The sequence below is a fragment of the Actinomadura luteofluorescens genome, from assembly GCF_013409365.1.
Classification (GTDB): Bacteria; Actinomycetota; Actinomycetes; order Streptosporangiales; family Streptosporangiaceae; genus Spirillospora; species Spirillospora luteofluorescens.
Genome location: NZ_JACCBA010000001.1, coordinates 6,892,210 through 6,905,746 on the forward strand (window position 1 = coordinate 6,892,210; position 13,537 = coordinate 6,905,746).

Here is a 13,537-nt window from a genome sequence, read left to right on the forward strand (position 1 = left end):
CCGGGTCCGGGGTCACTTGCTGCCGGCGTTGGTGTAGAGGCTCGCGGTGTAGTAGGCGGCCGGGTCGGGGGAGGAGGGAAGCTTGCCCATCGCGACGAAGATGTCCGACAGGCCCTTGTACCAGCCGTTCACCGTCCCGTCCCCGGTCAGCCGGGTCAGCTCCGCCGAGCTGAACGTCTTGGTGACGGCGGACGCGCCCTTGAACTGCGCGGGCGGCACCTTGACGAACGCGGCGGCCGTCGTCTCGGCCTCGGCCGTGTGCCCGTCCACCCAGTCGTTGGCCTGCTGGAGCACCCTGATGACCTTGCGCACGGTCGCCGGGTCGTCCTTCACGACCTGGTTGCGGGCGACGAAGGAGCTCGGGAACGACATCGCCGGGAAGAAGTCGGCGTTCTTGGACAGCTCGACCAGCCCGGGGGTGCGCTTCTTGATGGTGTCGATGAGCGGGTACCAGATCGCGGCGGCGTCCACCTTGCCGGAGGAGAACGCGGTGACCACGGTGCTCGGGTCCATCGGGACGCGCTTGACGTCCTTCGGGGTCATCCCCGCCTTCTTCAGCGCGAGCTGGAGCAGCATGTCGCCCGACGTCCCCTCGGGCACGGCGACCTTCCTGCCCCGGAGCCCGGCGACGCTCGTGATCCCCGACTCCGGCGTGGCGATGATCCGGTCGGCCTGGCCGAGCATGTTCACCGCGATGATCTTGGCTTTGCCGGACGCGGGCATCCAGGTGGCGCCCGGCCCGATGTAGCCGTAGTCGAGGTCGCCGGCGCCGAGCGCCTGGATCTGGAGCGGGCCGTTGGTGAAGACCTTCAGCCGGGGCTTGAGCCCGGCCTTCTCCCACAGGCCGAGCCTGTCGGCGGCGGCGAGGGTGGCCGCGCCGGAGAAGTCGGCGATGTAGCCGAACTTCACGGTGGTCCCGCCGTCGTCCTCGCCGCCGCAGGCGGCCAGTGGCAGCAGGAGGAGCGACGCGGCCAGCAGGCGCAGAGATCTCATGGTGCTGTCCCTTCGGGGGTCGGGGCGGGGGGCTGGTGGTAGACGGCCGTCCAGACCTCGCGGCGGAGCTCGTCGAACTCCGGCGACAGGCGGATCTCCTCGGTGCGGGGATAGGGCAGCCCGACGTCGACGACCTTGTGGATCCGGCCGGGGCGCGCGGCCATGACGACCACCCGCCCGGCCAGGTACACGGCCTCGTCGACGTCGTGGGTGATGAACATGACGGTGCGGCGCTCCCGGGTCCAGGTGTCGAGGAGCCCGTCCTGGAGCTGGACGCGGGTCAGCGCGTCCAGCGCGCCGAACGGCTCGTCCATCAGCAGCACCGACGGGTCGACGGCGTAGGCGCGGGCGATGGCGCACCGCTGCTTCATCCCGCCGGACAGCGTCTTCGGGAGCGCGTCGGCGAAGTCGGCGAGGCCGACCAGGTCGAGGTAGTGCTCGGCGGTCGCGCGGCGCTCCTTCCTCGCCACTCCGGCGATCTTCAGCCCGAACTCGACGTTCTTGCGCGCGCTCATCCAGGGGAACAGCGCGTACTGCTGGAAGATGACGCCGCGCTCGGGGCCGGGGCCCGCGACCCGGGCGCCGTCCACCTCGACGGTCCCGGCGTCCGGCGCGAGCAGCCCGGCGGCGAGGTTCAGCAGGGTGCTCTTGCCGCAGCCGGACGGCCCGACGACGGTGACGAACTCGCCGTCGGCGATGTCCAGCGAGACGCCGTCCAGGGCGGTGAACGAGGCGAACCGGTGGGTGACGTCCCGGAAAGAGATCTTGTTCATCGGCGCTCCTGCCATCCGGTGAGCCGCCGCTCGGCGAGCAGCAGCAGGCGGTCCATCGCGAGTCCGGTGAGCCCGATCACGATCAGCGACACGAAGATGGTCGGCAGCTCGTAGTAGAGCTGCGCCTGCTGCATCCGGTAGCCGAGCCCGCCCTGCGAGGCGATCAGCTCGGCCGCCACGACCGTGGCCCAGGACGCCCCGAGCCCGATCCGCATGCCGACCAGGATGAACGGGGTCGAGGCCGGCACCACCACGTCGGTGAACAGGGTCCGGTCCCCGGCGCCGAGCACCCGGGCGGCGTTGATCAGCGTCCGGTCGACCGAGACCACGCCCTGGTAGGTGGACACGACGCAGGACAGGAACGCGGCCAGGAAGATCACGAAGACCTTCGGGGTCTCGTCGATGCCCATCAGCACCACCGCCAGCGGGATGATCGCCAGCGGCGGGATCATGCGGAAGAACTGGAGCCAGGGCTCGAACAGCCCGCGCACCACCGGGTACCAGCCCATCGCGAACCCGACCGGGACCGCGAGCACGACGCCGAGGACGAAGCCCATCAGGACGCGGCGCAGGCTGGCGAGCAGGTCGTCGAACAGCGTGCCGTCACCGATCAGCTCCCCGGCGCGGCGCGCCACCGGGAGCGGGCCGGGGAACCCGTCGATCCCGCTCCTGGACAGCCCGACCCAGACCGCGAGGCCCAGCACGGCCGAGGCCAGGGTCAGCGAGGCGGCGCGCAGGCGCTCCCGCCCCCGGTCGGCGGCGGCCATCACGCGACCTCGTCCGCGACGCCGTCGACGTCGGGCGCCCGGCCGGCGCCGATGTCGGCCATGTAGCTCATCCAGGTGTAGGCCGGGTCGCCCCGGCGCACCAGCTCCCGGTAGAGCCGGCCGGTCATGTCCCGCCGCACGTCCGCGTAGGCGGGCGCCGGGTACACGTTGCGCAGCTCGTGGGGGTCGTCCTCCAGGTCGTACAGCTCGTGGACGCTCTCGGGGTTGAACACGAGCTTGTGGCGGCGGTCCCGGATCATCCGCTGCGAGTAGGGGAAGTGGTGGCCGTGGAACTCGGCGACCACCTCGGGGCGGGGGTCGTCCTCCCCGCGGATGAGCGGCAGCAGGCTCCGGCCGTCGCAGGGGTCGCCGGCCGGCAGCCCGGCCAGGTCGAGGATCGTCGGATGCAGGTCGATCAGCGTGGCGAACTCGTCGACCGCGCGGACGGGCGCGCCCGGCACCCGGATGATCCCGGGGATGCGGTAGATGTCCTCGTACATCGCCGGGCCCTTGTCGTTGAGCCGGTGCGCGCCGGTGAACTCGCCGTGGTCGGCGGTGAACACGACCGCCGTGTCGTCCCACAGGCCGCGCTCGCGGAGCCGGTCGAGGATCCGCCCGGCCTGCTCGTCGATCATCGTGACGTAGCCCCAGTAGACGGCGATCAGCTTGCGCCAGGCGTCGGCGTCGAAGTGGTCGGCCGACCAGTACTCGGCGTAGCGGCGCTGGACTTCCGGCTTGCCGGCGAACGTCTCGGCCATGGACGCGGGCAGCGGCACGTCCGCCGGGTCGTACAGGTCGTAGTAGGCGTCCGGCAGCAGGTAGGGCAGGTGCGGGCCGAACCAGCTGCACGTCAGCGCGAACGGCCGCCCGTCGCCCGCGTACCGGTCGATCAGTTCGATCGTCCGGTCGGCGAGGAACCGCTCGACGGTCGCCTCGGCGGGCTGCTCCAGCCGTCCGGCGATCAGGTGGCCGCGCCCGGAGTCGTTGGGGGCCTTGCCGAAGACCGCCTCGCGCACCTTGAACGGCGGGTGCCCGTTGTCCCTGAGCCAGGCCTGGTAGGACGGATGGTGGAACGGGTTCAGCGCCCCGGGCAGGTGCTCGCCGTCCATGCCGTAGTACTCGGGGCCGCGTTCGCGGCCGATGTGCCACTTGCCGACGTGGCCCACGTTGTAGCCCGCGTCCAGCAGCGGCCGGACGAAGTTGGGGAACTCGTCGTCCACCTCGTCCTTGGCGCCGCCGTTGCGTTCGGGATTGTTGAGCAGGCCGTGCCGGAACGGATGGGTGCCGGTGAACAGGGAGGCGCGGGCCGGGGTGCAGATCGCGGTCGGCGTGTAGAACCGGTCGAACCTGGTGCCCTCGGCCGCCAGCCCGTCCAGCGCCGGCGTGCGCACGACCGGGTTGCCGTAGCAGCCCAGCGTGTCGACCCGGTGCTGGTCGGTCATGAGGATCAGGACGTTGCGAGGGGGCACGGGACTCCGTTCATTAATTCCTGAGGGTTGACAGAAATAGGCGCTTTGTTGCGGAGGCGCAGGTCGGGCCGGATCTAGGGGTCCGCGGGCCGCGGGCCGGGCGGGAGGGGGTCCTGCTCCTTGAGGACCAGGGCGATCGCGCCCATCGCCGACGCGGCGGGCCCGAGGTCGGCCGGGACGACGTCGAGCGCGCGCGGCTTGCCCGGCAGGGCGAGCTCGCCGATCGCCGACCTGATCGGATCGAGGACCAGGCCGCCGAGCGTGGCGAGGTCCCCGCCGACGACGACGCGCCGGGGGTCGAGCTGGGCCACCGTGCCCGCCAGGACCGTTCCCAGCGTGCGGGCCGCCTCGACGACCACCGCGGTCACCTCGGGTGTCCGGGACCGCGCGGCCTCCAGCAGGTCGTCGGTGCCCGTCAGCCGGACGCCCCGCGACGCGGCGGCCTCCAGCAGCGCCGGCACGCCGATGCGGCCCTCCAGACAGCCGCGCCCGCCGCAGTGGCACCGCGGCCCCGCCGGATCGACCGAGACGTGGCCGACCTCGCCGGACGCCCCGTGCCCGCCGCGCAGCAGGCGCCCGCCGGAGATGAAGCCGCCTCCGACGCCGACCGCCCACCGCACGTAGACCACGTCCTCGGCCGAGCGCGCGGCGCCCCACGTCTGCTCGGCCAGCGCGGCGAGGCGGGCGTTGTTGTCGACCTCGACGCGGGTCCCGAAGGCGGCCTCCAGGCGTTCGGCGGCCCGCCGCCGCCGGTCGGGGGCGTCCATCACCCCGACCAGGCCGATCCCGACCGCCTCCAGCGCGCGCAGCCCGATGCCGCGGTCGTCGCAGACCTTGCGGACCAGCGCGATGGCGAGGTCGGCCTGCTCGCTCTCGTCCGCGTCCGGCGCCGAGTCGTCCACGGCGGTGGCGACGACCTGCCGGGCGATGTTGGCGATCGCGACCCGGATCCGCCGCCGGCCGAGGTCCACGCCGACCAGCAGGCCGGCGTCGGGGTTGAGGGAGACGCGGGTCGCCGGCCGCCCCCGGCCGCGGGGCCGGCCGTCGTCCTCGGCCCCCGACTCGATCACCGCCCCGCGCTCCATGAGCTCGGAGATGATGGCGAACAGCGTCGTGCGGGACAGGCCGGTGTGCTCGGTGAGCCGTGTCCGGCTCATCGGCCCCTCGCCGCGCAGCGCCGCCAGCACGGCGCCCTCGTGGGTCCGCCGGAGCCGTTGCAGCGCGTCCGCCCGCTTCTCCATGCCGGGAAGCATGGAGGATGCGCCCGATTAATGTCAATGCTCCGGACGAAAACCCCCTAAGGTGGGACGGTGAACAGCCCACGGGACATCGCAGCCGGTCAGGCCGACAAGAGGGACGGGGCGTCGCGCGGATCGGCCGGCGTCGTCGTCGCGCTCGACGTCGGCGGAACCCGCATCAAGGCGGGCATCATCGGCCCCGCCCACGACGTCCTGCTGGACCGCACCCGCGACACCGGCGCCGCCGAAGGGCCGGACGAGGTGACCGCGCGCGTGCTGAACCTGGTGACGGACCTGCTCGCCGAGGCGGAAGCGGGGGGACACGCCGTCGACGCCGTGGGCGTGGCGCTTCCGGGGATCGTCGAGGAGGCCGCGGGACGGGTGGTCCTGTCCGCCAACCTGGGCTGGCGCGACCTCGACCTCGCCGCCCGCCTCGCCGAACGCACGGACCTGCCCGTCGCGATCGGCCACGACGTGCGCGCCGGCGGTCTGGCCGAGTCGGTCCTGGGCGCCGGGCGGCAGTGCCGCGACCTGCTGTTCCTGCCGATCGGGACGGGGATCGCGGGAGCGATGATCCTCGACGGCCGCCCGTACGCCGCCGGCGGCTACGCGGGGGAGATCGGCCATCTGCGCGTGCACCCGGACGGCCGTCCGTGCGGATGCGGCGGCCGGGGCTGCCTGGAGCGGTACTCCTCGGCGTCCGCGATCGCCGCCGCCCATGCCGACCGCACCGGCGAGCCGGTGAGCGCGGCCGAGGTCGCGGCGCGCGTGGCGGCGGGCGACCCGGACGCCGTCGCGGTCTGGCGGGAGGCGGTCGAGGCGCTCGCCGTCGCCCTCGCCGCCTACGCCACGGTCTGCGCGCCGGAACTGGTCATCGTCGGCGGGGGACTGGCGGGCAGCGGCGAACTCCTGCTGGAGCCGCTGCGGGCCTCGCTGGCGGCCCGGCTGACCTTCCAGCGCGTCCCCCGGATCGTCCGCGCGGAACTCGGCGACCGGGCCGGCCTCCTGGGCGCCGCCCTGCTGGCACGCGCCAGTACCGAGAGCCCCTGAGCATCTGATGCGACAGCCGTTTCTCAGAACTCATCGGGCAGCATTCGAGTGAATGCGCAACTCCCGTCATGCGGGATTTCTCCGGGACGGGTGAACCGCAAGGCCTTGACGATCCGGAGACCCGAAGAACTGCTGGGAAGGCGATAAGCCTCTTTCCGTTCGGCTGGAGATTCGCCGCATTCGCGGCGGGATACTTTCTGTAGCGGCCTGTTGCTGAACGTGAATCATCGCTCGTCAGCGTCGCCGTCTCGAAAATGTGCCGCCCTCAGATCCCGCCGCGGCGAGCGGTGCCCGTACGGACGGCGCCGCTCCCAGGTCAGCGCCGTCACGGCGGGGCGGCTCCCCGCGAAGGCGGAAGCGCGTGCGCGACCAGGAGGACAGCGTGAACCAGGAGATCGAGCACATGGACGAGGTGGACGTCCACCCGGACGTGCACGTCGCCACGGAGCCCGACGAGCAGGAGGTCCTCGAACGGCTCTACGGCCCGCCCGACCGCGACGGGATATTCCGGGGCCCGCCGATCCACGAGCGAGGCGAGCGGCGATGACCGCGGCGAAGATGGTCGCCGAGGCCCGCAAGACGCTCGGAATGTCGGGGCGGCCGAACGCCATCACGCGGGAGTACGCGTCCAGGCACGGCGACGAGTACCTCCTCGCCCCCTGGTGCGACATGGCCGTCACCTACTGGGCGCGGCACAGCGGCAACGCCAAGGCCGTCCTGCCGGGCGGGGACCGCGCCTACACCCCGTGGCACGCCCAGGACTTCAGGAGGATCGGACGCTGGCACAGCGGGACCGTCAGCAGCGTGAACGCCGCGAAGCCCGGCGACATCGTGTTCTACGACTGGGGCGGCACCGAATCCATCGACGCGATCGACCACGCCGGCGTGGTCGAGTTCTCGCTCGGCGGAGGGCGGCTGCAGACGATCGAGGGCAACACCGACGACGCGGTGAAGCGCCGCATCCGCGCGGCCGGCGTCATCGCAGGCTACGGACGGCCCGCTTACGACGACTGGACGGAGAGCATGGTGAGGAACCTTCCGACGCTCGCCAGAGGCGCCACCGGGGAGGACGTGCAGACCGTGCAGGGCCTCCTGCTGGCGCGCAGCCACCCCGAGGTCTCGATCAGCGGCATGTTCGACGCCACGACCGAGGAGGCCGTGAAGGCGGTGCAGCGGTGGGGCGGTGTCGAGGACGACGGGATCGTGGGTCCGATGACCTGGCCGGTCCTGCTGCGCGTGCAGGACTCCATGGAATCCGGCGCCTGGTAGGCCCGGCTAGGGGCGCCGCGCGGTGACGGTCCAGGCGCGCGAGTCGAACCAGACGCCGTCGTCGCCCAGGTGGGCGGAGAGCATCTCGCGCAGGCGCGCGACCGCCCGTTCCGAGGCGGCGGGATCCAGCTTTCCCAAGGCCTCGCTCGTGGAGGTGAAGCCACGGACCCAGTCGAGCGCGGCGTCCACGTCCGGACCGTAGTAGACGGGCTCGCGGACGTCGGTGAAGGCGACGTCGGCGAACCCCGCCGCGCCCAGGATCTGCTCGACGGTCGACGGGTCGCCGAGGGAGAACGCGTCCGGCCCGGCAGGAGCGGCGGCCCCTTCTCGCTGGGCCTCGGAGAGGGCTCGGCGGATGGCGACGTCCCATTCGTTGCGTTCGGCGGGCTGCCACACCATCATCACCAGGCGTCCGGCCGGGCGCAGCGCCCGCCCGACGTTGGCGAACGCCGCGACCGGGTCGTCGAAGAACATCGTGCCGAACCGGCTGATCGCCAGATCGAAGCCCTCGGGCGGGAAGCGGTGGACCTGGGCGTCGGCGTGCTCGAAGGCGACGTTGCGGACGCCCTCGGCCCGGGCGCGTTCGCGGGCGCGCTCGACGGCGGGCGCGGAGACGTCGACCCCGAGCGCGCTGCCCGCCCCGGCCGCGCGTGCCGCCTGGCGGGTCGTCCGCCCGGAACCGCATCCGATGTCGAGGACGCGGTCGTGGAGCCGGACGCCGGCCGCCCGGCGCAGGATCCGGTCGTGCCGCCGCAGTTCGGCGTCGTAGTCGGTGGGGCCGAGCGCAGGTTCGCCTGAGGAGTCTCGCACCGTACCCTCTCTACCACTGCCGGGCCCGCCGCGGTCAGCCCTTGTGGGGGATCTGCTGGACGGTCCCCCCGTCGATGACGAACTCGGACCCCGTGGCGAAGGACGACTCGTCGGAGGCGAGGAAGACGACGAAGGAGGCGACGTCCTCGGGCAGGCCGGGACGTCCGAGGGGGATCGGGACCATGTCGTCGGGGATCCCTTCGGTGAGCGGCGTCCGGATCAGGCCGGGGTGCAGCGAGTTGACCCGGACGCCGTGCGGGGCGAGCTCGACGGCGACCGACTTGGTCAGGCCCCGCAGTCCCCACTTCGAGGCCACGTAGCCGTGCGCCCAGGAGGTGCCGCGGAGGCCCTCGATCGAGGAGTTGTTGATGATCGAACCGCCCCCGGCGGCGATCAGCGCGTCGGTGGCCGCGCGGATGCCGAGGAACGGGCCGGTGAGGTTGACGTCGATGATCTGCCGCCACCTGTCCGGCCTGAACCGGTTGATGGACGCGCCGTTGGCGATCCCCGCGTTGTTGAACAGCACGTTCAGCTCGCCGAACGCGCCGACGGTGGCCTCGACGGCCGCCGCCCAGTCGTCCTCGCTGGTCACGTCGAGGTGCACGTAGCGGCCCGCGTCGCCCAGTTCGTCCGCGACGGCCGCGCCCTCGTCGTCGAGGATGTCGCCGATCACGATCCTGGCGCCCTCGGCGGCCAGGGCCCGGGCGCTGGCCGCGCCGATCCCGCGGGCCCCGCCGCTGATCAGAGCGACCTTCCCGTCCACACGTCCCATGCTCGCCGTCCCTTCTGTCGCGGTGCCCTAGCCGGCCAGCGCCTGCGCGAAGACGCCGCGCGCGGTGGTGAAGGGCAGGTCGAGCGGCGTCCGCAGTCCCGGCGGCGCCGCGATGACGTCGGGGATCGCGTTGACGACGCGCCCGGCGCCCGAGGCGATGGCGGCGTGGTTGTGGTCGCCGTCGGCGCTGGTCGGGCAGACGTCGACGCGGTAGGACGGTTCACCGACGATCTCGACCCGGTAGGAGCCGCCGTCCTGCGCGGGCTGCGGCCAGTCGGGACGCAGGTCGCCGCGCAGCCGGGTCGTGTGCTCGATGACGAGGACCTCCCTGCCGCCGACGACGCCGCCGACCTGGAACCGGAGGGCCGCCATCCCGCCCGCCGGGATGTGGCCGGCGGCCACGTCGAACGCCTCCGGCGCGGGCTCCTGCTCGAACCACTCGGTGATCTCGTCGAGCTCGAATCCGAACCCCCGGGCCAGCATGCGGAGGCTGACGCCCCACGACGCGGCCAGCATCCCCGGCCGGAGGATCTTCGGCAGGTCCCCGACGGGACGTCCGAAGCCCATGAAGTCGAACAGGACCGGGCCGCCGTCGTAGGTCGCGTAGTCGGCGATCTCCGAGCAGCGCACCTGCTCCACCCGCCGGCAGGTGCTCGCGATCGCGAAGGGGAGCAGGTCGTTCGCCCAGCCGGGGTCCACCCCGGTGACGAACACGCTCGTCCCGCCCGCCCGGCAGGCGTCCTCGATGGGACGGATCATGCGGTCCGGCAGCAGCCCCCAGGGGTAGATCAGCGGCACCGGCGAGGAGGCGACGACGTCGCTGCCCGCGGCGAGGATCCGGCCGATGTCGGCGAGGGCGTCCGGCAGCCGGGTCTCGCCGATCGCGCAGTAGACGGTGCAGTCCGGCCGCGCGGCGAGGGCCGCCTCCAGATCGTCGGTGGCCGCGACGCCCGTGACCGCGTCGAGTCCGGCGAGCTCGCCGGCGTCGCGCCCGACCTTCGCGGGGTCCGACACGACCAGCCCGGCCAGTTCGAAGCGGGGATCCTCGATCAGCTGCGCCAGGGCGATGCGGCCGACGTTGCCGGTGGCCACGTGCAGGACGCGGATGGCCATGATGCTCCTCGACGGGCTCGCAGGGCATGGAGACGGCTAGTAGAACGCGTTACCGAGCAGCCTGCTGGAGGCCGCGCCACGGCGTCCACCGAGCCGCACCGGCCAGCTTGCTGGACACATGTCCAACATAGGGTGCGGGCTTGCGCCGCCGCAATGGCCGCCGCCTACCGGCCGACTCTCCGGACAACTGTCTGGACACTCTTCCAGTTTCTCTGGAACGCGTTCTACTATGGCGCCGTGCGCACGAAGGCCGTCCTCCGCCCGCCGCAGACCAAGGAGATCCGCAGATGGCCCACCCTCCGGTGACACCTCCGGGCCGGTACGCCGACCTGACCCGCGAGGAGCTCGCGGTCGTCGTCCCCGAGCTGCTCCTGATCGGGCAGCTCATCGACCGCTCCGGGATGGCGTGGTGCATCTCCGCGTTCGGACGGGAGGAGATGGCGCGCATCGCGATCGAGGAATGGGCGGCATCGAGCCCGATCTACACCGGGCGGATGCAGCGGGCCCTCGGCTACGCCCCCGACGAGCCCGGGAACGGCGACGTCCCCACCATCTTCAAGGGCCTCCAGCTCGACATCGGCGCCCCGCCGCAGTTCATGGACTTCCGCTACACCGTCCACGACCGGTGGCACGGCGAGTTCCACCTCGACCACTGCGGCGCCCTGATGGACGTGGAGCCGATGGGCGACGACTACGTCCGGTCCATGTGCCATGACATCGAGGACCCCACCTTCGACGCCACCGCGGTCGCGACCAACCCCAAGGCCCAGGTGCGGCCGATCCACCGGCCGCCGCGCCGGCCCGCCGACCGGCGCCCCCACTGCGCGTGGACCGTGATCATCGACCGGTCCCACCCGGACGCGCAGGGCATCCCGCTCCTCGCCGACAACGAGCGGTCCCGCGCCGCGACCCTCGCCCTCGCGCCGATCGACCCCGCCGACGACGGCCTCGCCGACTACTCCGGGCCCCTGCTCTCCGACCTCGACTTCGCCGCCTTCTCCCGCTCCGCGCTCGCACGGATCGCCGACGAGGTCTGCCTCCAGATGCACCTGCTCAACCGGGCCTTCACGCTCTCGGTGGCCCGGCGGGCCGCCGACGACGGAGAACTGCTCCGCATCCGCCGCAAGCAGCTCGTCGGCATCGCCGGAGTCGCCGCCGAGCGGCTCGCCCGCGCCCTGGACCTGCCGCGCGACCCCGAGGGAGCGGCCCGCCTCCTCGCGGTGCACCCCCTCCTCAACCCCTCCGCCTACGTCGACGCCGACATCAACGGCGCGCGCGTGGCCGTCCGCCCGTCCCCGGCGCATGAGGACGGCGCCTGGATCTCGCTCTGCGGCCCCGCGTGGACGACCGCGCTCCAGGCCATCGTCCGCGCCGTGGACGCCCATCTCGACGTCGAAGTGACCGGTTCCGGTGGCGACTCGTGGGAACTGGCCGTCGTCCGCCGCGACGCCCCCGCCCCGGAGCCCGGCGAGGTGGCCGTCGTCCGCTTCAGCACCGGCACGGCCTTCACCTTCGAGCCCCGCCGGTCCCTGCCGATCACCCCGGTGTGACGCCGCCGGGGCGCAGGGCGGGAGCCAGCCAGCGGTACAGGACGGCACGCAGCCGGGCTTCGTCCTTCGGCGGCTCGCCCGGGTGCTGGAGCAGCGAGGTCAGCAGCCGCATGACGATCTCGGCGAGGCCGTCGAGGTCGTCCTCGCCGACACCGGCGGCCGCCCAGTCGACGGGGAAGCGGCGCAGCATCTCGGCGCCGTAGGCGATGGCGTCCGCGGTGGTGGCCCCGCGGCCGAAGGCGGCGGAGTCCTCCAGCTGGAGCAGCAGGCTCAGCCGCGGCTCGCCCGGAATGGTCCGCACACAGAAGATCATGCCTTCGACCACGGCCTCGGCCGGGTCGCCGACCCCCTGGAGGTGGGCGATCAGCCGGTCGACGAACGACTCGGCGCCCTGGGCCGCGACCTCGCCGATGATGTCGCTGATACGCCCGAAATGGCGGTAGACGGTCTGGCGGGTCACCCCGAGCTCGTTCGCGACGTCCGACAGGGTCGTCTTCACGACGCCGTGCCTGTCGATGCAGCGGACTGTCGCGTCGACGATGCGCTGCCGGGCCTCCGCCTCCGATGCGGGAGGCCGGCCTCCCCAGCCGTGGTGCCCCATGGGCTTCAGGATCGCACAGGCTCCGGCGTCCGCCGTGACGCGGCGGCGCGCAGCGCGGCCACGATGATCCCGGACGCGGCGACCGCGCACAGCGCGGCGTACCACAGGCTGCCGACCGGCGTGCCCTGCTCGGTGACGCCGCCGGTCGACGCGAGGTACGCCGGCAGCGCGACGAGCCACAGGACGACGTGGACGCCGAGGTACAGCGCCGGATAGATCCGCGCGAACAGCGGCGACACCACCGGGACGCCCTTGCCGGCGCGCTCCGCGCGCCAGGCGTCGGCGAGCAGGAGGAGACCGGCGACCCAGACCGCGGCGAGCTCGGCGGTGAGGATCGTCCGCTGGACCCCGAGGCGGCCTTCGAAGGCCCCGCTCGGGGCGCTCACCACGACCATCGCCAGGGGTGTCACGGCACCGGCGACGAGGGTGCGCCAGCCGATCCGCGGGCCGGTGAGCGCGCCGTCCCCGCCACCCACCAGGCGGACGACGAGGTAGGTCATCGCGCCGAAGGAGACCGAGGCGAAGAGCAGCATGCTGTTCATCGGCACCGAGGCGAGCGCCGGCTGGTTGATCTTCTCGTTGGCGGTGTTCCACGCCCACCAGCCCAACTGTGGACCGAGCTGGTCGAAGACCTCGTAGAAGACCTGGCAGGCGAACGCGACCGCCACCGAGCCGGCCAGCGGCCCGCGCCGCGCGAAGACGCCCAGCGCCCGGACGAGCTCGTAGGCGAGCTGCGAGATCGCGGGATAGAAGGCCACGATGTAGAGGGGCAGCCGGTCGTACATGAACTGCACGGTGAACACGTTGTGGGAGAAGATGAACCCGACGTGGTCCTGCAGACCGAACCAGCCGGGGAAGTACAGCGGCGGTTCGATCACCGCCAGGTAGACGACCGACGCGAACCACAGCGCGACGTTGACCGGGTCGCCGTCGCGCCGCCACCGCCGCCACGCATGGACCAGGGCGAACACCGCGCCGCCGACGATGAGCAGTTCGAGTACCGCCATGCTGCCGTCGGCGAGGTCGAACGGGTTGCGGAAGGTCACCACGGGATCGGCGCCGTGGCAGGAGAAGCCGAGCTTCTCGGCGACGCGCTCGGCCGCCGGATCGCAGGTGTCACCCATGAGCCGCC

At 72.7% G+C, this 13,537-nt stretch carries 14 protein-coding genes; 4 read left to right on the forward strand and 10 right to left on the reverse strand.

Translation table 11 applies throughout. The features are described from left to right. Positions 1 to 12 precede the first annotated feature (12 nt). The 5 genes from BJY14_RS31990 to BJY14_RS32010 form a co-directional block, all read right to left on the reverse strand. The gene (locus BJY14_RS31990) at positions 13 to 993 is read right to left on the reverse strand and encodes an aliphatic sulfonate ABC transporter substrate-binding protein (RefSeq protein WP_179847018.1); all 981 of its coding nucleotides are present in this window, start codon (positions 991 to 993) and stop codon (positions 13 to 15) included. Further along, positions 990 to 1,766, reverse strand: a complete 777-nt coding sequence (locus BJY14_RS31995) for an ABC transporter ATP-binding protein (protein WP_179847019.1) — start codon at positions 1,764 to 1,766, stop codon at positions 990 to 992. The genes BJY14_RS31990 and BJY14_RS31995 overlap by 4 nt, the downstream gene beginning before the upstream one ends. Further along, the gene (locus BJY14_RS32000; protein WP_179847020.1) at positions 1,763 to 2,533 is read right to left on the reverse strand and encodes an ABC transporter permease; all 771 of its coding nucleotides are present in this window, start codon (positions 2,531 to 2,533) and stop codon (positions 1,763 to 1,765) included. The genes BJY14_RS31995 and BJY14_RS32000 overlap by 4 nt, the downstream gene beginning before the upstream one ends. Then, positions 2,533 to 4,002, reverse strand: a complete 1,470-nt coding sequence (locus BJY14_RS32005) for a sulfatase family protein (RefSeq protein WP_179847021.1) — start codon at positions 4,000 to 4,002, stop codon at positions 2,533 to 2,535. Before BJY14_RS32005 ends, BJY14_RS32000 begins: the two co-directional genes overlap by 1 nt. Positions 4,003 to 4,076: 74 nt before the next feature. Further along, positions 4,077 to 5,243: an ROK family transcriptional regulator gene (locus BJY14_RS32010; RefSeq protein ID WP_179847022.1), complete on the reverse strand. Its 1,167-nt coding sequence runs from the start codon at positions 5,241 to 5,243 to the stop codon at positions 4,077 to 4,079. A gap of 69 nt (positions 5,244 to 5,312) precedes the next feature. Here BJY14_RS32010 and BJY14_RS32015 point away from each other — a divergent pair, with 69 nt between their 5' ends. From BJY14_RS32015 to BJY14_RS32025, 3 genes are all read left to right on the forward strand, one after another. After that, the gene (locus BJY14_RS32015; protein ID WP_312879497.1) at positions 5,313 to 6,290 is read left to right on the forward strand and encodes an ROK family protein; all 978 of its coding nucleotides are present in this window, start codon (positions 5,313 to 5,315) and stop codon (positions 6,288 to 6,290) included. 361 nt (positions 6,291 to 6,651) lie between these two features. After that, positions 6,652 to 6,837, forward strand: a complete 186-nt coding sequence (locus tag BJY14_RS32020) for a hypothetical protein (protein ID WP_179841661.1) — start codon at positions 6,652 to 6,654, stop codon at positions 6,835 to 6,837. Then, the gene (locus BJY14_RS32025) at positions 6,834 to 7,559 is read left to right on the forward strand and encodes a peptidoglycan-binding domain-containing protein (RefSeq protein WP_179847023.1); all 726 of its coding nucleotides are present in this window, start codon (positions 6,834 to 6,836) and stop codon (positions 7,557 to 7,559) included. The genes BJY14_RS32020 and BJY14_RS32025 overlap by 4 nt, the downstream gene beginning before the upstream one ends. 6 nt (positions 7,560 to 7,565) lie before the next feature. Here BJY14_RS32025 and BJY14_RS32030 read toward each other — a convergent pair whose 3' ends face one another. The 3 genes from BJY14_RS32030 to BJY14_RS32040 are packed head-to-tail and all read right to left on the reverse strand — an operon-like array spanning position 7,566 to position 10,254. After that, the gene (locus BJY14_RS32030) at positions 7,566 to 8,369 is read right to left on the reverse strand and encodes a class I SAM-dependent methyltransferase (RefSeq protein ID WP_179847024.1); all 804 of its coding nucleotides are present in this window, start codon (positions 8,367 to 8,369) and stop codon (positions 7,566 to 7,568) included. Between the two features lie 34 nt (positions 8,370 to 8,403). Next, positions 8,404 to 9,141, reverse strand: coding sequence for a glucose 1-dehydrogenase (locus tag BJY14_RS32035; RefSeq protein ID WP_179847025.1), 738 nt, complete (start codon positions 9,139 to 9,141; stop codon positions 8,404 to 8,406). Positions 9,142 to 9,168: 27 nt separating this feature from the next. Then, complete coding sequence (locus tag BJY14_RS32040) at positions 9,169 to 10,254, reverse strand: NAD(P)H-dependent amine dehydrogenase family protein (RefSeq protein ID WP_179847026.1); 1,086 nt, start codon at positions 10,252 to 10,254, stop codon at positions 9,169 to 9,171. Positions 10,255 to 10,541: 287 nt separating this feature from the next. Here BJY14_RS32040 and BJY14_RS32045 point away from each other — a divergent pair, with 287 nt between their 5' ends. Beyond that, positions 10,542 to 11,804 carry a hypothetical protein gene (locus tag BJY14_RS32045; protein WP_179847027.1) on the forward strand — a complete coding sequence of 421 codons (1,263 nt, stop codon included), beginning with the start codon at positions 10,542 to 10,544 and terminating at the stop codon, positions 11,802 to 11,804. On the opposite strand, the gene BJY14_RS32050 is transcribed toward BJY14_RS32045, so the two are convergent. Both BJY14_RS32050 and BJY14_RS32055 read right to left on the reverse strand, forming a co-directional pair. Beyond that, positions 11,791 to 12,405, reverse strand: a complete 615-nt coding sequence (locus tag BJY14_RS32050) for a TetR/AcrR family transcriptional regulator (protein ID WP_179847028.1) — start codon at positions 12,403 to 12,405, stop codon at positions 11,791 to 11,793. The two genes, BJY14_RS32045 and BJY14_RS32050, sit on opposite strands and share 14 nt — an antisense overlap. 5 nt (positions 12,406 to 12,410) lie before the next feature. Beyond that, on the reverse strand, positions 12,411 to 13,529 hold the full coding sequence (locus BJY14_RS32055; protein ID WP_179847029.1) for a hypothetical protein: 1,119 nt from the start codon (positions 13,527 to 13,529) through the stop codon (positions 12,411 to 12,413). Between the last annotated feature and the right edge of the window lie 8 nt (positions 13,530 to 13,537).

What these genes read in the sequence shown, in the direction of transcription:
- BJY14_RS31990 (WP_179847018.1), bottom strand. Translation starts at nt 993, where the DNA reads ATGAGATCTCTGCGCCTGCTGGCCGCGTCGCTCCTCCTGCTGCCACTG.
- BJY14_RS31995 (WP_179847019.1), bottom strand. Translation starts at nt 1,766, where the DNA reads ATGAACAAGATCTCTTTCCGGGACGTCACCCACCGGTTCGCCTCGTTC.
- BJY14_RS32000 (WP_179847020.1), bottom strand. Translation starts at nt 2,533, where the DNA reads ATGGCCGCCGCCGACCGGGGGCGGGAGCGCCTGCGCGCCGCCTCGCTG.
- BJY14_RS32010 (WP_179847022.1), bottom strand. Translation starts at nt 5,243, where the DNA reads ATGGAGAAGCGGGCGGACGCGCTGCAACGGCTCCGGCGGACCCACGAG.
- BJY14_RS32025 (WP_179847023.1), top strand. Translation starts at nt 6,834, where the DNA reads ATGACCGCGGCGAAGATGGTCGCCGAGGCCCGCAAGACGCTCGGAATG.
- BJY14_RS32035 (WP_179847025.1), bottom strand. Translation starts at nt 9,141, where the DNA reads ATGGGACGTGTGGACGGGAAGGTCGCTCTGATCAGCGGCGGGGCCCGC.
- BJY14_RS32040 (WP_179847026.1), bottom strand. Translation starts at nt 10,254, where the DNA reads ATGGCCATCCGCGTCCTGCACGTGGCCACCGGCAACGTCGGCCGCATC.
- BJY14_RS32045 (WP_179847027.1), top strand. Translation starts at nt 10,542, where the DNA reads ATGGCCCACCCTCCGGTGACACCTCCGGGCCGGTACGCCGACCTGACC.
- BJY14_RS32050 (WP_179847028.1), bottom strand. Translation starts at nt 12,405, where the DNA reads ATGGGGCACCACGGCTGGGGAGGCCGGCCTCCCGCATCGGAGGCGGAG.
- BJY14_RS32055 (WP_179847029.1), bottom strand. Translation starts at nt 13,529, where the DNA reads ATGGGTGACACCTGCGATCCGGCGGCCGAGCGCGTCGCCGAGAAGCTC.